Source organism: Paenibacillus tarimensis (assembly GCF_021532315.1).
GTDB classification, from domain to species: domain Bacteria; phylum Bacillota; class Bacilli; order Paenibacillales; family Paenibacillaceae; genus Paenibacillus_I; species Paenibacillus_I tarimensis.
Genome location: NZ_JAKGAO010000009.1, coordinates 159,421 through 176,828, shown reverse-complemented (window position 1 = coordinate 176,828; position 17,408 = coordinate 159,421). Strand labels below are relative to the sequence as shown.

19 protein-coding genes are annotated in these 17,408 nt (G+C 51.6%); 7 read left to right on the top strand and 12 right to left on the bottom strand.

What is annotated here, in order from left to right; all coding sequences use genetic code 11:
- Positions 1–45: 45 nt before the first annotated feature.
- Positions 46–528 carry a hypothetical protein gene (locus L1N82_RS09640; protein ID WP_235287170.1) on the bottom strand — a complete coding sequence of 161 codons (483 nt, stop codon included), beginning with the start codon at positions 526–528 and terminating at the stop codon, positions 46–48.
- 54 nt (positions 529–582) lie between these two features.
- On the bottom strand, positions 583–1,587 hold the full coding sequence (gene moaA, locus L1N82_RS09635) for a GTP 3',8-cyclase MoaA (RefSeq protein ID WP_235287169.1): 1,005 nt from the start codon (positions 1,585–1,587) through the stop codon (positions 583–585).
- A 100-nt stretch (positions 1,588–1,687) separates the two neighbouring features.
- On the opposite strand from moaA, the gene L1N82_RS09630 reads away from it, so the two are divergent.
- The 3 genes from L1N82_RS09630 (at position 1,688) to L1N82_RS09620 (ending at position 4,674) form a co-directional block, all read left to right on the top strand.
- Complete coding sequence (locus L1N82_RS09630; protein WP_235287168.1) at positions 1,688–2,425, top strand: molybdenum cofactor biosynthesis protein; 738 nt, start codon at positions 1,688–1,690, stop codon at positions 2,423–2,425.
- A gap of 25 nt (positions 2,426–2,450) precedes the next feature.
- Positions 2,451–3,497: a ThiF family adenylyltransferase gene (locus L1N82_RS09625; protein WP_235287167.1), complete on the top strand. Its 1,047-nt coding sequence runs from the start codon at positions 2,451–2,453 to the stop codon at positions 3,495–3,497.
- Between the two features lie 142 nt (positions 3,498–3,639).
- Positions 3,640–4,674 carry an HD-GYP domain-containing protein gene (locus L1N82_RS09620; protein WP_328284461.1) on the top strand — a complete coding sequence of 345 codons (1,035 nt, stop codon included), beginning with the start codon at positions 3,640–3,642 and terminating at the stop codon, positions 4,672–4,674.
- A 93-nt stretch (positions 4,675–4,767) separates the two neighbouring features.
- Here the strand turns inward: L1N82_RS09620 and L1N82_RS09615 are convergent, their stop codons facing one another.
- From L1N82_RS09615 to L1N82_RS09585, 7 genes are all read right to left on the bottom strand, one after another.
- On the bottom strand, positions 4,768–5,940 hold the full coding sequence (locus L1N82_RS09615) for a C40 family peptidase (protein ID WP_235287165.1): 1,173 nt from the start codon (positions 5,938–5,940) through the stop codon (positions 4,768–4,770).
- Positions 5,941–6,151: 211 nt separating this feature from the next.
- Positions 6,152–7,549, bottom strand: coding sequence for a Fe-S cluster assembly protein SufB (gene sufB / locus L1N82_RS09610; RefSeq protein ID WP_235287164.1), 1,398 nt, complete (start codon positions 7,547–7,549; stop codon positions 6,152–6,154).
- A gap of 58 nt (positions 7,550–7,607) precedes the next feature.
- Positions 7,608–8,024: a Fe-S cluster assembly sulfur transfer protein SufU gene (gene sufU / locus L1N82_RS09605; protein WP_235287163.1), complete on the bottom strand. Its 417-nt coding sequence runs from the start codon at positions 8,022–8,024 to the stop codon at positions 7,608–7,610.
- The gene (locus L1N82_RS09600; protein WP_235287162.1) at positions 8,011–9,237 is read right to left on the bottom strand and encodes a cysteine desulfurase; all 1,227 of its coding nucleotides are present in this window, start codon (positions 9,235–9,237) and stop codon (positions 8,011–8,013) included. The genes sufU and L1N82_RS09600 overlap by 14 nt, the downstream gene beginning before the upstream one ends.
- Positions 9,234–10,541 carry a Fe-S cluster assembly protein SufD gene (sufD, locus tag L1N82_RS09595; protein ID WP_235287161.1) on the bottom strand — a complete coding sequence of 436 codons (1,308 nt, stop codon included), beginning with the start codon at positions 10,539–10,541 and terminating at the stop codon, positions 9,234–9,236. The genes L1N82_RS09600 and sufD overlap by 4 nt, the downstream gene beginning before the upstream one ends.
- Before the next feature lie 22 nt (positions 10,542–10,563).
- Positions 10,564–11,343 carry a Fe-S cluster assembly ATPase SufC gene (sufC, locus tag L1N82_RS09590; RefSeq protein WP_235287160.1) on the bottom strand — a complete coding sequence of 260 codons (780 nt, stop codon included), beginning with the start codon at positions 11,341–11,343 and terminating at the stop codon, positions 10,564–10,566.
- A gap of 184 nt (positions 11,344–11,527) precedes the next feature.
- Positions 11,528–12,118: a DUF1802 family protein gene (locus L1N82_RS09585; RefSeq protein WP_235287159.1), complete on the bottom strand. Its 591-nt coding sequence runs from the start codon at positions 12,116–12,118 to the stop codon at positions 11,528–11,530.
- Between the two features lie 180 nt (positions 12,119–12,298).
- Here L1N82_RS09585 and mtnK point away from each other — a divergent pair, with 180 nt between their 5' ends.
- Together mtnK and mtnA are read left to right on the top strand one after the other, a co-directional pair.
- A complete protein-coding gene (gene mtnK, locus L1N82_RS09580) occupies positions 12,299–13,510 on the top strand; it encodes an S-methyl-5-thioribose kinase (RefSeq protein ID WP_235287158.1) in 1,212 nt (403 codons plus the stop codon).
- A 71-nt stretch (positions 13,511–13,581) separates the two neighbouring features.
- Positions 13,582–14,661, top strand: a complete 1,080-nt coding sequence (gene mtnA / locus L1N82_RS09575) for an S-methyl-5-thioribose-1-phosphate isomerase (RefSeq protein WP_235287157.1) — start codon at positions 13,582–13,584, stop codon at positions 14,659–14,661.
- 42 nt (positions 14,662–14,703) lie between these two features.
- On the opposite strand, the gene L1N82_RS09570 is transcribed toward mtnA, so the two are convergent.
- On the bottom strand, positions 14,704–15,006 hold the full coding sequence (locus L1N82_RS09570) for a YunC family protein (RefSeq protein WP_235287156.1): 303 nt from the start codon (positions 15,004–15,006) through the stop codon (positions 14,704–14,706).
- 199 nt (positions 15,007–15,205) lie between these two features.
- On the opposite strand from L1N82_RS09570, the gene L1N82_RS09565 reads away from it, so the two are divergent.
- The gene (locus tag L1N82_RS09565; protein ID WP_235287155.1) at positions 15,206–15,766 is read left to right on the top strand and encodes a hypothetical protein; all 561 of its coding nucleotides are present in this window, start codon (positions 15,206–15,208) and stop codon (positions 15,764–15,766) included.
- 128 nt (positions 15,767–15,894) lie between these two features.
- On the opposite strand, the gene L1N82_RS09560 is transcribed toward L1N82_RS09565, so the two are convergent.
- Positions 15,895–16,281, bottom strand: coding sequence for a DUF423 domain-containing protein (locus L1N82_RS09560; protein WP_235287154.1), 387 nt, complete (start codon positions 16,279–16,281; stop codon positions 15,895–15,897).
- Positions 16,282–16,336: 55 nt separating this feature from the next.
- On the opposite strand from L1N82_RS09560, the gene L1N82_RS09555 reads away from it, so the two are divergent.
- On the top strand, positions 16,337–16,786 hold the full coding sequence (locus tag L1N82_RS09555; RefSeq protein WP_235287153.1) for a hypothetical protein: 450 nt from the start codon (positions 16,337–16,339) through the stop codon (positions 16,784–16,786).
- 47 nt (positions 16,787–16,833) lie between these two features.
- On the opposite strand, the gene L1N82_RS09550 is transcribed toward L1N82_RS09555, so the two are convergent.
- Positions 16,834–17,331: a DNA-deoxyinosine glycosylase gene (locus L1N82_RS09550; RefSeq protein WP_235287152.1), complete on the bottom strand. Its 498-nt coding sequence runs from the start codon at positions 17,329–17,331 to the stop codon at positions 16,834–16,836.
- Positions 17,332–17,408 lie beyond the last annotated feature (77 nt).

Sequence of the window (17,408 nt, the reverse complement as noted above, 5' to 3'; positions counted from 1 at the left end):
TTTCTATATCTGTCTCCTATTGTACATAAGCATCCTGACAGCGAGTCAAACTTTACGCAGCGAGCTTGTCAGCTCCGCGGGGGTAAATTGATTCTTGAACCCGTAAGTCGCTTCCGGCTGCTTACCGTCCGCATAGCCAATCCGAAACACCGTCACACGCTTAACATTCAGACAAGCGCTTTCCCCGTCCGGAACGTACAGACGAAGAGGCCCTGAACTGCCAAGATCTTGGCCGTTAATGGAATAGACTACCGCTGCCTTGCTCAGCTGTGACCAGGGGATAACAGCCTCGAAGGAATCCGCCGCTTCCACCTGAAGGTGGGTTGGCTCAGGGCTTCCTTCCCGCTTCAAGCCCTGCTTGGCAGACCAAGCCTGATACCAAGCATGCCAATCAAAGGCATCCCCCGCTGCACCCGGAATACGGTCAGCCGCGGGAAAGCTTCCTCCCGCTTCAATCGCCATGGCCTCTGGTGTAGTGGTAACAGCAGCTTGGCCAAAATGTTCTATCCTGATACTACGGGGGGGCATCCTCTCACGTCTCCTTCGTCTTCCTTCATCTAGTATAATTTTACCTGCGAAGCGTCATCCGCCAATCTGAGACATTCTTCTCTCCGTCGGGTTGTGACTTTGCGCCTCGTCAGCGAGCTTCGCTGCCATTTCGTGGTTCTCGGGCTTCAGGTCCAAGGCTTTCAGAAACAGTTTCTGCAGCGCAATCGCATCTCCGGCAGCAGGCCGTACGTTAAGCTCATCCATCCAGTACAGACATGGCTGCAGATGGCCGTCAGCCGTCAACCTCAGACGGTTGCACCGGGAACAAAATTGATCACTGACCGGGTGTATTAATCCGAACGAGCCTCTGCCTCCTATTAACCGCCAGTCCTCCGACGGGCCATTGCCTCTTACGTCTTCTCTACGCTCAATCGCAAAACCCTCTGCGCGCGCCTTATCCAGTACGGCTGACAAAGGAAGGTAGTGATTCCGCCAGCTCTCATCGGCATGGCCTATTGGCATATATTCAATGAACCGGACATGAAGAGGCTGCTCATAGGCCAGCTTGAGAAAAGCCGGAATCTCATCCTCATTAACACCCTTAAGCAGCACACAGTTCAGTTTAATAGGATCAAACCCGACGCGCCCTGCTGCCTCGATCCCTTCAAACACCCGCTTAAGGTCACCTCTGCGGGCAATAAATCGGAACCTAGCAGGATCAAGTGTATCCAGGCTAATATTTACACGGGTCAAGCCCGCTTTCTTCAGTGCCTCTGCTTGCTGTGCAAGGAGTATCCCATTAGTTGTAAGTGCGATGTCATGAATGCCCGGAATCGCGGATAGACGGCTGATAAGAGAATCCAGTCCCGGTCTTACTAACGGCTCCCCGCCCGTAATTCTAAGCTTAGTTATTCCCATGGAAGCAGCGGTCTTGACGACTGACTCAATCTCATCAAACGTCAACAGGCTGGAAGGTTCAGCGAACGGCACGCCTTCTTCGGGCATACAGTACATGCATCTTAAATTACAGCGGTCTGTCACGGAAATACGCAGGTAGTTGTGCACGCGTCCGAAGCGGTCCTTTAACTGTAGTGTCATCGTCCGCACCCCTTTCTGTCTTCCTCTTAGTTTAACATTAAACCTTAAAATATGATATGCTTATCCCATTGAAACCAGTAAATATGTGAGGTTATCTGCCATGAAAAACGAATGGAATATCCAACTATTCGCCGGTTTGGCTGAGCGAATCGGTACCCAGTCGCTGACTATAGAGAGCGAAGCATCCGCCTTGACCGCCGGTGAGCTTAAAGCACTCATCATACGACTATATCCCGACCATGAGGAACTGCTGCGCGTATCTTTCGCAGCCTGCAACCAGCAATACGCACCGGATGACGCAGCGCTTAAGCATACCGATGAGATCGCCCTGCTTCCGCCGGTCTCCGGTGGTGAGGATACAGAGATTATGACCGGCAGCACAGCAATGCCTGAAGAACGGTTTAGCTTGACCGAGCTTCCCTTAAATGCGGAGCAGACAGCCTCTTATGTCATGTCGCCGAATCATGGCGCGTCTCTCGTGTTTATCGGAACTACACGAGAATGGACTGGTGACCAACAAACCGTGCATCTGTCCTATGAAGCTTATGCGCCTATGGCTCTGAAAACCATGCGCCAAATCGGGGACGAAATCAGTGAACGCTGGCCCGGAACCCGGACTGCAATTACTCACCGACTCGGCATTGTGAAAATCGGTGAAGCAAGTGTAATCATCGCTGTTTCTTCTCCACACCGTGACGCCTGCTATGAAGCCAGCCGCTATGCAATTGATCGTCTGAAGCAGATCGTGCCCATCTGGAAGAAGGAGATTTGGGAGGACGGCTCCGAGTGGAAGGGTCATCAGCAGGGCCCTTGGGATCCGACGGTGCCCTCTACTTGATACAACGAAGCAGGAGGACAACTGGATGAACGATAGGATACCTGATGAAGTTCGCTATGCCCGGCAAATCCGGTTTAGCCCAATTGGTACGGAAGGACAATCCCGTATTACCGCGTCAACGGTGGCAGTAGTCGGAATGGGGGCACTCGGCTGTGTGATTGCCCAGCACCTTGCCAGAGGGGGTGTCGGTCGACTGCGACTTATTGACCGGGATATTGTGGAGGCGAGCAATCTGCAGAGGCAAATTCTCTATGATGAAGATGATGTCCGCCAGGTCATGCCAAAAGCGGAGGCAGCCGCCAGACGGCTGAAGGCAGCCAACAGCTCTATTCAAGTGGATGCCGAGATAGCAGACTTGTCTCCAGCCAATGCCGAAGAGCTTCTTAGGGGCGTTGACCTGATCCTCGACGGTACCGACAATTTTAGCACCCGCTACCTGATCAACGACTATTCTATCAAGCACCGTATACCCTGGATATACGGGGGGGCCGTCGGTTCCGGCGGCATGATGATGACCATTCGTCCCGGGAGCACTCCCTGTTATCGTTGCCTGTTTCCTTCTGCACCCCAGCCCGGTACGACAGATACTTGCGAAACCGCAGGAGTTCTGTCGCCTGCTATTGATATGGCTGCCAGCCTTCAGACAGCTGAGGCTTTCAAGCTTCTCGCCGGCAGAAGTGACATGCTGCACGGCAATCTGCTGCAGTTTGATATCTGGAACACCCGGCTTACGCAGCTGAAGATCGCAGGCTCCAAACGCGCAGAATGTCCATGCTGCGGTCTGTGCCAATATGAATTCTTGGAACCGGGTGAAGCATACCCTGCAGTTGAAGCGCTCTGTGGACGCAGCAGCGTTCAGCTTACTCCTGCTGCTCCCATGCGGCTTAATCTGGACGAGCTAGCTGCCCGGCTTCAGGCTGCCGGCACCGTTGAGCGCAACCCCTATCTGCTTAAGCTGCTGCTTCAGGACGAGTATGCACTGATTCTCTTTCCCGATGGCCGAGCCCTTATCCAAGGGACCAATGACCCAGTTCTGGCAAAGCGCATCTATACCCGAATCATGGCACCTTGAAACATATAATCAAACAAAAGTCTTATGTTTTCACATTTTAGACACATTTGATCTCATACCAACTATTGTAAGTATAGATAATAGCTGATAATATGAGGCTAAAAACCTATACCCCCAGAGGTGAGCAATGCGCATACACATCATGGATTTACAACCAGGAGATAAGCTGGCCCAGGACGTCTTCAACAACTACGGGTTAAATGTGCTTTCTCAAGGAACAACACTTAACGATCGGGAAATTTCCAGACTCTTTCAGCACCAAGTTGACTATGTTGACATTGAAGAGCGGACAGTGCCTGGCTTATTGGATTCAACGCAGGGCTCCCACCCCAATGGGGCTGATAAACTGCGCCCGTTGTTCGAGGATGCGCTGCAGGGGATTAGCGAACTGTTTGTAAATGCAACAGCAGATGGGAAGATCCAATCTGAGGATGTAGACCGTACGTTTAAACCACTGGTTGACGGCTGCCGTACAGAAAAGGACGTTGTGTCCCTGCTGGTCGCCTTGAACAATAAAGACGACTACACGTATCAGCATTCCGTGCAGGTTGGCATGATCTCTTATTATATTGCCGCATGGATGGGCTACAGTGAAGAAGAAGCTCAGCGTGTCGGTAAGGCAGGCTTCCTTCATGACATCGGCAAATGCCGGATTGATTACAACATCCTTAATAAACCGGACAAGCTTACAGAAGAAGAGTTCGAGAAGGTTAAGCAGCATACGCTTTACGGAGAAGCGATTTTACGCGAATCGTTAGATGATGAAATATTCGCGCTTGTAGCCCTTCAGCATCACGAGCGTTTTGACGGTAGCGGCTATCCGCACGCTCTGAAGGGTGAGGAAATTATTCCTGCGGCACGTATTGTCGCTATCGCCGATATCTACAGTGCGATGATTTCATCCCGGGTCTATCAGGAGAAGCAGGACTTGCTGCATGTTCTCAACGAGCTCTACGAGCTCAGCTTTCACAAGCTGGACCCCATCATTACCCAGACATTCATTAAGCATATGATTCCTAACTTTATCGGGAAGAAGGTCGAGCTTCAAAACGGGGAGACCGGAACCATCGTCATGACCAATCCAAGCGATTTTTTCAGGCCGCTGATACAAATTGGCGAGGAATTCGTCGATACGTCGCGTAAGCCTGATAAAGGAATTAAAGATATTCAGCTATAATCACACTTACTCCAAAAACAGCAAGGGATGATGATTACCGGCAGCCTCTGAGCTGCTGTAATCATCATCCCTTGTTATTTCATTACATTTACTTCACGGAAGACGCTTCGAATACAGATAAGTATCCTTCCAATATTTCTTATTGATATCCGTTACTTGCACACCGTCCTTAGGCATCGGACTCGAGTGAATCATCTTCTGTGCGCCCATATATATACCAACATGTCCCACCGTTCTATTACTCTTGAATCTGCCCGGTACATAAAAATACAGCAGATCCCCTACACGCAGCTGGCTGCGGGAAACCCTCTTTCCAAGTTTCGCTTGTTCTCTTGCCGTCCGGGGCAAAGTAATACCGGCCTTTTTATAGACATACTGCACATAAGATGAACAGTCAAAGCGCTTGGTTCGCGCATATGGGCCAGCTCCAAATTTATAAGGAACACCCAGATGCTTCCGAGCCTCATTCACAATTGCGATTGAATTCTTCAGTGCCGGAACGGCTTCATCTTCTTGAACACCGCTATTCTGAGCAGTTGGCTCTACTTCGCTCATAGCCGGCAGGCCTGATTCCTGCTCAGCTCCCGGCTTCTTAGCCGGATCGGCTGGATCATCCGCAAAACCTTGATCTGCCTGTGGATCTGCTGGTAGCGGCTGCGGGAAAATCGCAACGCGTTCATTATCCATCGTAAATACTGCTTCCTTATTGAACAGCTGCTTTAATGCATCAGCTGGAACCAGCATTCTGTTCCCGCGCTTTATAACAGGACTGTTTAACTGGATTTCCCGTCCCTCCTGCACGACTATTGCCGATTGATCACGCAGCTTAAGAACAGGGTCATGGTCACCGATCCACAGCTCGGTGTTGTTTTTATCCTTTTCCATGACGGCCTGGAATCCGATTAAACCCGCCATTTTCGCTGCATCCGCATAGAGATTCCCATCGATCTTTTCCAGCTCCACGATAGCTTGACCGTTCTCAAGCATTAAGGGTTCATTACTGCCGGCAATCTTCTGTTCAATCATTCCGGTCTGCTGCGGTGTATCTTCTGTACTGCCCCCGTGATGCTTGTTATCACTTGTCTCTTGCTTCTTCTGTGTTCCAGCTGACTGCTGCTTCTGACCGGTGGACTGCTGCTTCTGTCCCCCGCCGCCGTTCTGCTGGGCTTTCTGGTTGCCTCCTCCAGCTGCACAACCCGATACACTTGCAGCCGTCAGACTGGCAGCCAGAACAATGGCTGCGATTCTATACCTTGTGGATACCATGTGCTATTCATCCTCCCGTGAAGGTTCCGTTACCTTCTATAGGATGGATTAGTGCAATCGTAACTATGCAGAGAAGCGTACTTTTTTAGATGCTCAGTGCTATGAAAAATGGTAACACAGAAGCAAAAGACAAACATAAAAAAAGTGCCTGAGCATCTTAGACACATAGGTCAAGATAGCTGCAGACACGTCATGATTGTTTATGAAATTATTAACCGATACTGCCTTCCATCTCGAACTTGATGAGACGGTTCATCTCTACGGCATACTCCATCGGAAGCTCCTTCGTGAACGGCTCGATGAAGCCCATTACGATCATTTGTGTCGCTTCATCTTCGGTCAGACCGCGGCTCATCAGGTAGAACAGCTGATCCTCAGACACCTTGGAAACGGTCGCTTCATGCTCAAGTGTAATATTGTCATTCATGATCTCGTTATAAGGAATCGTATCCGATGTCGATTGATTATCCAGGATCAGCGTGTCACACTTGATATTTGCTTTTGCTCCGTCCGAGTTGCGACCGAACGATGCAAGACCACGGTAAGACACTTTACCACCGTGCTTACTAATGGACTTGGATACGATCGTGGAAGTCGTGTCTGGAGCCAGATGGATCATCTTAGCACCGGCGTCCTGATGCTGGCCTTTACCGGCAACAGCGATGGAAAGAACCATACCCTTAGCGCCACGGCCGCGGAGCACGACAGCCGGATATTTCATCGTCAGCTTCGAGCCGATGTTTCCATCCACCCACTCCATCGTTGCGTTCTCATCTGCAACGGCACGCTTGGTTACGAGATTGTAGATATTTGGCGCCCAGTTCTGGATCGTCGTATAACGAACGCGTGCGTTCTTCTTGACGATAATTTCCACAACCGCGCTGTGCAGGGAGTTCGTGCTGTAGATCGGCGCTGTACAGCCCTCTACATAATGCACAAAGCTGTCTTCATCTGCGATGATCAGCGTACGCTCGAACTGGCCCATGTTCTCGGAGTTGATCCGGAAATACGCCTGCAGAGGAACCTCGCATTTTACACCCTTTGGCACATAGATGAAGCTGCCTCCGGACCAAACCGCGCTGTTCAGCGCTGCGAACTTGTTATCATTAGGCGGTATAACAGTACCAAAGTGTTCACGAAATACGTCTGGATGCTCACGCAGTGCAGTGTCGGTATCCATGAAGATAACTCCCTGCTTCTCCAGATCTTCCTGCATACTGTGGTAGACTACCTCCGACTCATACTGGGCAGATACACCGGCAAGGAACTTCTGTTCCGCTTCGGGGATGCCCAGCTTGTCGAATGTTTCCTTGATTTCGGTCGGTACTTCCTCCCACGTCTTGCCCTGCTTTTCGGATGGCTTAACATAATACTGGATGTCGTTGAAGTCCAGCTCATCCAGATCACCGCCCCAGCGAGGCATCTCCATCTTGTTGAACTGCTCCAGCGACTTTAATCTGAAGTCGAGCATCCATTCAGGCTCATTCTTCATTTGGGAGATTGTCTTCACGATCTCGGGTGTAAGACCTTTGCCTGATTGGAAAACGGACTTATGCTCATCACGGAAACCATATTTGTACTCTTCGAGTTCCGGGGCTTTCTTGGCCATTACAAATTACCTCCTTAGTGTGAAGCACTGTCCCGCTCACGGTTACGCTTCACTAGGGTCAGTTCTCGACCCCTTTGCGCAGCGCGTTCCAAGCCAGCGTGGCGCATTTAATCCGCGCCGGAAACTTGTTCACGCCCGACAGTGCTTCCAGGTCTTCATATTCCTCAAACTCTACCTCGTCACCCTTCATCAGCGAAGAAAACTTATCCGCCATGACGAGTGCCTCTTCCTTCGTTCTGCCTTTGACAGCTTCTGTCATCATGGAGGCGGAGGACATGCTGATTGAGCAGCCTTCTCCAGTGAAACGGGCCTCCCGGACGATTCCGTCTTCAACCTGCAGCTGCAGGGAAATACGGTCGCCGCATGTCGGGTTATTCAGTTGAATCGTAACCGATTCCTCTTCCATCGTACCCCGGTTGCGCGGGTTCTTGTAGTGATCCATAATGACACGGCGGTACAGATCATCCAATTGCATGTCCGAAGAACTCCTTTGTACGTTGTAATGCGGACACCAGCCGCTCCACTTCGTCTTCGGTGTTATAGAGATAAAAGCTTGCGCGAGCCGTTGCAGAAACTTCCAGCTGCCTCATCAGCGGCTGGCAGCAGTGGTGTCCGGCCCGAACGGCGATCCCTTCCGTATCCAACACGGTAGCAACATCGTGGGGATGCACATCCGCAAGATTAAAAGTTACAAGTCCTACGCGGCCCTCGCGAGGCCCGTAGATTGTGATACCTTCCATCTCGGAAAGCCTGTCATAAGCATAAGCTGCGAGCTTCGATTCATGACGGTCGATCTCATCCAGCCCTACTTCGGTAAGAAAATCAATCGCAGCAGCCAAACCTGCCGCTCCTGCAATTATAGGCGTTCCGCCTTCAAATTTCCAGGGAGCTTCCTTCCAAGTGGACTCATACAAGTCAACATGGTCAATCATTTCTCCCCCAAACTCTATCGGTTCCATGCGTTCCAGCAGCGATTTGCGGGCATACAGTGCACCTATACCGGTTGGTCCGCACATCTTGTGACCGGAGAAAGCGAAGAAATCGCAATCCAAATCCCTGACGTCAACCTTCATATGAGGAGCCGACTGGGCACCATCCACGACCATCACAGCACCATGACGATGAGCGACTGCCGCAATCTGCTTCACCGGATTAATGACGCCAAGCACGTTCGACACTTGCATGACAGATACAATTTTCGTGCGGTCCGTTATGGTCCGCTCTACATCGGCCATAGCGATCGTTCCGTCTGCCTGCAGGGGAATGTATTTCAAGATGGCGCCGGTCGCTTTCGCAACCTGCTGCCAAGGGATTAGATTACTATGATGCTCCATTGGGGTCAGAACAATTTCGTCCCCTTCCCCGCAGACTGAGCGTGCATAGGACGAAGCAACCAGATTAAGGGCTGTCGTCGTTCCGCGTGTGAAGACAATCTCATTTGCTTCCGATGCATTCAGGAAACGGGCAACCTTCTCCCTGGCTCCTTCATAAGCATCGGTTGCGCGCGAGCCCAGCGTGTGAACCCCGCGGTGAACATTGGCATTATTATTCTCATAATAAGCTTTCACCGCACTGATGACCGACTCCGGCTTCTGGGAAGTCGCCGCATTATCCAGATAGACGAGCGGATGACCGTTGATCTCCTGATGGAGAATCGGGAACAGCTTGCGGAGCTCGAGCACATTCATGATCCCAATTTCCCTTCGATTAGACGGTTCAGCTGATTACGGACAGCCTCCAGCGGTATATCTGACACAACCGGTGCAAGGAAGCCGTAAATAATGAGACGCTCCGCTTCGGCTTTCGAGATGCCCCGGGACATCAGGTAATAGATCTGTTCCGCATTGACCTGCCCAACACTTGCCGCATGGCCGGCAGTTACGTCATCTTCGTCAATCAGCAGGATTGGATTGGCGTCTCCGCGTGCCTTCGGGCTCAGCATCAGAACCCGTTCTGTCTGCTCACCGTTTGCCTTTGTAGCGCCCTTCTCAATCTTGGTGATACCGTTGATAATCGCAGTAGCCTGGTCGCGCATAACCGCACGGGTTACCATCTGGCTGTCCGAGCTGCGGCCCCAGTGTACGGCTTGTGTGGTGATGCTCATATTCTGTGAATGGGTGCCAATTGAAATAACTTTTGCGTCGGAGGTAGAACCATTCCCGTTCAGCACCGATTTCGTGTCCGACAGCAGGTTGCCATCGTGCAGATCGCCGATAATCCACTCAATGCTGGCATCATTATCCACAACCGCACGACGGAGCGATAAGTCAATCACATTGTCGGCAAGATGATGAACTGTAGCGAACGTTACTTTTGCCCCAGCCTTTACAATCACTTCAGCTGCACTGTGATGGACAGCAGGAGCCGACTTGCCTTCTGATCCGCTGACCACATAGTCCACATAAGTCACTTTGCTGAATTGATCAGCTACAAGCAGAATATGCGGAGCAAACGATGCTTCCGCATCATCCTGGAACAGGATAGCCTGCAGCGGAATTTCAACTTCTACATTCTTAGGAACGTAGATGAATACGCCGCCGTTCCAAAGTGCGGCATGGGTAGCCGTCAGCTTGTTCTCATCCTTCGGGATGGCTGTGAACAGGTACTGCTTTACCAGGTCCGCATGTTCGCGTGCAGCTGTTTCCAGATCGGTGAAAATAACACCCTTGGCCTTCAGTTCATCGGAAAGCTGACGGTATACCGCTCCAGAATTACGCTGTACGAGAAGAGTTCCGGCAGTGTCCTCCGGAAGGATTGCCTGAACCTCTTCCGGCAGCTCAGCCAAGGAAGCTTCCTTCTGTGCTTTATAAACCCCTAGGGCTCCCAGATTCCAACGGTCGATACGAACTTTCTCCGGCTTCGGCCACTCCAGCGTTTCCGACTGGTCGGCCGCTTCCGCTCTAAGCTCGGTCAGCCATGCAGGCTCCTGCTTATTTTGTGACAGTGACTCAACAATCTGACGGCTTACCGGGGTGCTCAATTGTGTACTCATATGCGTCATCGCGCTCCCTTCGTTAAGCCTGGCCGACGGTCTCGTCGACGATGCCCAGTTCTTCTTTCACCCAATCGTAGCCTTCTGCCTCAAGGCGTTGTGCAAGCTCAGGACCACCAGATTTCACGATCCGGCCTTGCATCATTACGTGTACATAGTCAGGCGTAATATAGTTAAGCAACCGCTGGTAGTGCGTAATGATAAGGAATCCGCGATCCTCGGAACGCATGCTGTTGACACCGTCCGCCACTATGCGCAGTGCGTCAATATCAAGACCGGAGTCGATTTCATCAAGGATGACAATCTTCGGATCCAGCATCATCATCTGCAGAATTTCGTTCCGCTTCTTCTCACCGCCGGAGAAGCCTTCATTCAGGTAGCGGTGTGCGAACTCCGGATTCATCTCAAGCTCTTTCATCTTGCTTTCCATCTGGCGGATGAACTTGATCAGGGAAATTTCGCTGCCTTCCTCACGGCGGGCATTGATAGCGCTGCGCAGGAAGTCAGAATTCGTCACACCTGCGATCTCGCTTGGATACTGCATAGCCAGGAACATGCCGGCGCGTGCACGCTCATCCACTTCCATCTCGAGGACATCTTCTCCGTTCAGGTGTGCGGTACCGCTAGTTACTTCATATTTGGGATGGCCCATAATCGCGGAAGCCAGCGTACTCTTGCCAGTACCGTTCGGTCCCATGATCGCGTGGATTTCGCCACCCTTGATCTCAATATTGATGCCTTTCAGAATTTCTTTTCCTTCGATGGCCGCCTTCAGGCCTTCAATCTTAAAATGTGTAGACATGGTCAGTCCCCTTCCAATATTATCATCAGCATCTCAAAAGCAGCCAAAGCCGTAGACCGGCACTGCATGCATTTGACCGCCTGAGTGATTCTCAGTGATTCTCACCTTGATTATAATTATTTTAGTATAAGTCCTGTTACAAAGCAAGGAAGTGAACAGGCATTTAACGGCCCGGGAGCAAGGTTTAATCAAACCTTTTTCTGATTTTAACCGTCTCTTCATGGAACTGTTCATCTGTCAAAACAGGCTTCATACCAGCTTCCGGGATGCGTTCTTCCAGCTTCACCCAGGATTTACAGCCCGTATAGACCGGCTTAAGTGGAATCTCAACCGGCTGCTCCAGCCGGTACACCCGCAGCAGCAAGATATGAAGCGGCTGTTTCCTTTTCCATTTTAACCGTTCTTCAGCAAAGGTATCAGTCCAGATATGTAATTCTTTGAGTTTGTCCAGCTGCTCCTGGTCCGTTACCTCAATATCGTCCACGGCCTCGGCGTAAGTATCAATCCGCAGCAAGCCCTGTCCGGGATCCCATTCCTTAAGCGTCTCGTCAACTAGTCCCTGGTATTCCGGCTTCAGCAGCTCACGGCGCTGATGCTCATAGGCGGGCAGCAGAAAAAACCGCGGGCTGACCAGTCGGAAATCCCTTGTCTCCTCGGCGATACCGCCTTTGCGCATGACCATGATGAGCTTGCCTTCCTTTAAGGCTTGTACGGCTGACGCCCATTCCTTAAGCGCAACATGTTCAGATCCGTCCGATCCATTAGTTACAAGCATATTAGAATGACCTCCATCCGTTCATTTTTGACATTATAACAAAAGATCGGATAAATAACAGCAGAACCTGCGACTCCATTCAAGCTTTTTCAAAATCAATTTTAAATTGAAACAATTTCTATTATACTGTTCTAGGAATCAGTACCCACGCACACCGCATTTATATAGGAGGTGGACCAATTGTCCGCATATCATCCGCTTTCTGAACAGGAAGCCATTGAACTTGCCAGTAAAATTACGGAAGTATTTGGTCCGGAGGCCCGTCTCACCAGCCGGGAAATCGGCGACGGCAATCTGAATCTCGTCTTCCATATCCGCGACGAGCATTCCGGCCGCAGCATTATTATGAAGCAGGCACTGCCCTATGCCAAGGTTGTAGGGGAGTCCTGGCCGCTGACGCTGGACCGCGCCCGGATCGAGAGCGAAGCGCTCCGTATACAGTACAAGCTGGCACCGGGCCTTGCTCCGAAGGTGTACGACTATAAGCCTGAGCTCGCATTGACCATCATGGAGGATTTAAGCGATCATGTCATCATGCGCAAAGGCCTAATTGAAGGCGGACGCTACCCTCATTTTGCAGAGCATATTTCGACATTTATGGCTAACACGCTCTTCTTCACATCCGACCTCGGAATGAATCAGCAGGAGAAAAAGCTGCAGGCCGGAGCTTTCGTTAACCCGGAGCTGTGTAAAATAACAGAGGATCTCATATTTGACGATCCGTACACCGTATCGGACAATAATGATTACGAGCCTGCCATTGAAGACGCGGCCAGAGCGCTGAGAGAAGATACCGAGCTTCATCTGGAAGTTGCTCTCCTGCGGGAGAAGTTCCTGACCCAGGGCCAGGCGCTCCTTCATGGCGACCTGCATACAGGAAGTATCTTCGTGACGCCCGAGTCCACTAAGGTTATCGATCCTGAATTTGCCTACTACGGGCCAATGGGCTTCGATATCGGCGCGCTGTTTGCCAACCTTCTGTTGAATTACTGCGGACAAGCCTTCTGGATCAAGGATGATGCGTTAAGAAGCGAATACCGCGGCTACCTGCTGTCCACAATGCGGAATGTCTGGAGCCTGTTTGAAGCAAAGTTCCGCGCTCACTGGGACAGCTCATGCGTGGACCGCATAGCGGCATCCACCCCTGGATACCAGGACCACTATATGCGCAGATTGCTGCAGGACTCTATCGGCTATGCAGGCTGCAAGATGGTCCGCCGGATTGTCGGCCTGTCTCATGTAGCCGATATTAATACAATCAGTGATCCCGACATCCGCGAACAGGCACAGCGCCAGGCACTTGCCATCGGAACGGCGCTGATCAAGCTGAACCGCACAGCGTCATCTATTGAACAGGCTGTTGATATCGCCGCAAGCACCACTGCAGGCTGACTACAACGCCTTATAGAAGACTTGTGTCCGCAACCAGTACAAGCGGAGCTTCCGCAGAAAGGAACCCTATCATGACTACAAATTCACGCGGCAAAGACCTGCAATCCGTGATATGGGCTGCGGACCATCTGCAGCTCCTCGACCAGAGGCTACTGCCTGAAGAAGTGCTGTACCTGGAGCTTCGCACATCGGAAGATGTCTGGGAAGCCATCCGCCATCTTAAGGTAAGAGGAGCCCCGGCCATCGGTATCTCCGCGGCATACGGACTGGTGCTTGGAAGCCATGAAGCCGCCGGCGGCAATCCTGAAGCATGGCTTGCAGCCGTCGAGAAGCACGCCGAGCATCTGGCTACATCACGGCCTACCGCCGTTAACTTGTTCTGGGCGCTGGACCGGATGAAGCGTCGCGCCGCGGAGCTGGCAGATGGCAGCAGAACCGCAGAGCAGTGCCAGGAAGGACTGCTCGCCGAAGCCATCGCCATTCAGAGTGAAGACGAAGAAACCTGCCGGCTGATTGGCGAGCATGCCCTCGACCTGTTTAAGGACGGCATGGGTGTTCTAACCCACTGCAATGCCGGCGGTCTTGCCACAGCCCGCTACGGTACAGCCCTGGCGCCCTTCTACCTGGCCCAAGAGAATGGCATTAACCTTAAGATCTTTGCCGATGAAACAAGACCCGTCCTGCAGGGTGCCCGCCTGACCGCCTTCGAGCTTCAGCAGGCCGGTATCGATGTCACTCTTATCTGTGACAACATGGCAGGTATGGTAATGTCCAAAGGCTGGGTCGATGCGGTTATCGTCGGGACCGACCGTGTGGCCGCTAATGGTGATGTGGCAAACAAGATCGGCACGTATAGCGTTGCAGTCTTGGCGAAAGCGCATGGCATCCCGTTCTATGTAGCGTGCCCGATGTCTACGATTGATCTGGAGACTCCAACCGGAGCCGAGATTCCGATTGAAGAGCGGGCCGCGGAGGAAATTACCGAAGGCTTCGGCAAACGGACAGCGCCCGAAGGCGTTAAGGTATTTAACCCTGCATTCGATATAACCCCGCACAGCTATGTAGATGCGATTATTACCGAGAAGGGCATTATCCGCCCTCCGTTCGATGTTAATCTTAAGAAGCTGTTTGACTCCATCCCGACAGCTTAGAAAATAGTGAGAGCCGCCCGGCCATCCCGGCGGCTCTCACGCTTATATCATGAGCTGAAGGGCGTCTGTCCCCTTCATGCCGGCATGGATGCCCAGTTTCTCGGCCTCAAGCGTAACGGATTCCAGCGGAGCCTCAAGAAGCTCATCCAGTGTGCGGACACCAACAGCCCGCCCTGCCACTATTCCTCTGTCAGCCAGTTTGTCATTAAGCAGACCGACATCAAGAGCCCCGCACATAATATAGCCCTTGTCTGTCGACACTGCGAGCAGCGTCGTCTTAGGAAGCTTCACTTCTACTCCCAGCACAGTAGTTCCGCCCAAAACGTATGGAATTAACCGAATCAACAGCAGTCACCCCCGCCTGTGTCATTGACCTTACCAGCTTATGCAGAAGTTAAACCCAGTGTAAGGGCAGATGTCACTATAAGCTGCTGACTATGTTTAAAACCTGACGGTGTAGGGTAAAAAAGTGCTAAAAAGATAGGGCTATATCCAAGGACCTATACATGATATGATAGAAGTAACACCACAAGACGGAGGACCTATGAAACCCCACGACTCCACATCGACTAAAGCATATATCTTTAATGTAGATCTCATGATCAAGAGCGAGTCCAATGCTTCCGCTCTGGAGAAGCTGATCAAACTACTCAATCAGGATCACGTCGTTGATTTCCGGATCCAGTCAGGCATCCAAATTGGCCAGTTAATTGAACAGGCGCTTCAAACACAAGAACCGGGTAAGGCTGTAGCGATACCAGCCAAGCTGCAAGCGAAGGCACAGCCTGCCTCACCCGCTGAAGAGCAGTCAAAGCCAAGAGCAGCCAAATCAGAGACAGCCAAGCCAGAGCCCGCAAAGACAGGCGGAGGCAAGGTGAATAAGAATCAGGAGATGGACCCCCAAGTTGTGGCGCGGATCCGGTCCTTTATAGCCGCTAACCAGCTGATCCGCTTGAACGTCAATAAAGGCCGGGGGGTAAAGCTCAGTGTGCCCTGCCGGATTTTGAATATGGATGAGGCAGCACTTATTATTACGGTCTACCATGTGGACGAGAAGCAGGTATACACCTTCAGCCTGAATGAAATAGATGATTTTATCCAGTAACGAAGCAGACCAGCACATCATAAATCCCTATAACTGCATGAGGCAGTCTGCCGGCTGATTACCCGCCTGGACAGACTGCCTCATTATTTTACCTCCGGATCATACGGAATGACTGTTGATTGCCGTGTTTACCGCTGTTTGGCCGGCCAGACGGCTGCAGCAATCAGTGCCCATCCGGCAATGAATAGAACACCGCCGAGCGGTGTAACCATACCGAGCTTCGTGAAACCTGTGAGCACCAGCACATATAGACTGCCGGAGAACAGGAAGATGCCGATATGCATCAGCCGCCCCCCAAGCCGCAGCTTTCTGCTGTCCCCACGAGACAGCAGAATGCCGGCCAGTATCATCCCAAGCGCATGGTACATATGATAGCGTACACCTGTCTCGTAGATTGCCAGCCTATCTGCCGTCAACCATCCCTCCAGACCATGGGCGCCGAATGCTCCCAGCATGACCGCTAACCCGGCATGAATAGCGCCATAAAACGACAGTTTATTGTTCAATGTTTCCACAACCTTCGTCATAGGGTATAATTTACAAAACAGGATAAAGGAGATACACGTACATATGGATCACAATCAACAACCTCCGCAAGACAATCAGTATCGCGATAAGCATGAGCAGCACCAGGGGATGACGCCGGTGGCACCAGCCCCTTATGATGAAGGATCGCTTAAACATTCCGGTCTCGGCATTGCGTCCTTTATCATCGGGATTGTCAGCAGCATTGGGATCATCGCGGTCATCTTCTCCGTTGCCGCGTCCATAGGCACTTACCTACTTCCGGACAATACGCTTGCTCCCGGCTTTGAGACAGACCCGGCTGTTATCTTATCTTCCCTGTCGATCCTGGCCGTACTCTTCCTGAGCTTCGTTGGATTGATACTCGGCATTATCGGTCTGGTTATTAAACGCCGCCGCAAGGTCTTCGGCATTATCGGTGTCGTTCTAAACGGGCTGCTGCTGCTTGGATTTTTATTCCTGATAATGACAGCTCCGCTGCTGCAAGCAGTCTGACTCGTACCGAATATCACAGTCGTTCCCCATCACAAGGGGAGCGGTTTTTATTTGGAATCTGCGACCACACGCCACTGCTCAAGCTTTTCCTTCAGAGGCAGTGTATACGCAGGGCTCGTTGATGGCAGCTTGACCAGCTTAGGCATATTTCCCGTAAGCTTGGGCGCAGCATGCCGCATGAAGAGCTCATACGCCTTGCCGCCATTAAAAAAGAAGGTCTCAATACCCGGATATTTCTCAAGCAAGGGGGCAAATTCGTTCACCTCCGGATTCCGTATGGCGGAATCCAGACTGCCGCTTCGTTCGCAAGCTGCCAGCACGTCCCAAAGCCCGATCCCCCGCTTCAACAAGAACTGCTTGCGCCGCTCATAATCTTCCTCCGGCTCTTGCCCGTACAATCCATACATAATCGGCCAAAAGCCGTTGCGCGGATGAGCATAGTAACGCCCTTCCTGCAGCGACACCTCTCCAGGCATGGAGCCTAGCACAAGTCTTGTACAGCCTTCATCCACAACCGGAAGCAGCGCTTCCAGACGCTCACTCAAGCAGTACTCACCTCCCATTACCTTTTGCAATAGCAATCCCGCTTGCAGTATCCAACCTGGCCGCAGGAGCAACATAA

Coding starts and splice junctions, on each gene's coding strand:
- moaA (WP_235287169.1), bottom strand. CDS start 1,587: ATGACACTACAGTTAAAGGACCGCTTCGGACGCGTGCACAACTACCTG.
- mtnA (WP_235287157.1), top strand. CDS start 13,582: ATGACTACAAATTCACGCGGCAAAGACCTGCAATCCGTGATATGGGCT.
- L1N82_RS09565 (WP_235287155.1), top strand. CDS start 15,206: ATGAAACCCCACGACTCCACATCGACTAAAGCATATATCTTTAATGTA.
- sufB (WP_235287164.1), bottom strand. CDS start 7,549: ATGGCCAAGAAAGCCCCGGAACTCGAAGAGTACAAATATGGTTTCCGT.
- L1N82_RS09640 (WP_235287170.1), bottom strand. CDS start 528: ATGCCCCCCCGTAGTATCAGGATAGAACATTTTGGCCAAGCTGCTGTT.
- sufC (WP_235287160.1), bottom strand. CDS start 11,343: ATGTCTACACATTTTAAGATTGAAGGCCTGAAGGCGGCCATCGAAGGA.
- L1N82_RS09625 (WP_235287167.1), top strand. CDS start 2,451: ATGAACGATAGGATACCTGATGAAGTTCGCTATGCCCGGCAAATCCGG.
- L1N82_RS09600 (WP_235287162.1), bottom strand. CDS start 9,237: ATGAATGTGCTCGAGCTCCGCAAGCTGTTCCCGATTCTCCATCAGGAG.
- L1N82_RS09555 (WP_235287153.1), top strand. CDS start 16,337: ATGGATCACAATCAACAACCTCCGCAAGACAATCAGTATCGCGATAAG.
- L1N82_RS09630 (WP_235287168.1), top strand. CDS start 1,688: ATGAAAAACGAATGGAATATCCAACTATTCGCCGGTTTGGCTGAGCGA.
- sufU (WP_235287163.1), bottom strand. CDS start 8,024: ATGCAATTGGATGATCTGTACCGCCGTGTCATTATGGATCACTACAAG.
- sufD (WP_235287161.1), bottom strand. CDS start 10,541: ATGAGTACACAATTGAGCACCCCGGTAAGCCGTCAGATTGTTGAGTCA.
- L1N82_RS09620 (WP_328284461.1), top strand. CDS start 3,640: ATGGATTTACAACCAGGAGATAAGCTGGCCCAGGACGTCTTCAACAAC.
- L1N82_RS09585 (WP_235287159.1), bottom strand. CDS start 12,118: ATGCTTGTAACTAATGGATCGGACGGATCTGAACATGTTGCGCTTAAG.
- L1N82_RS09615 (WP_235287165.1), bottom strand. CDS start 5,940: ATGGTATCCACAAGGTATAGAATCGCAGCCATTGTTCTGGCTGCCAGT.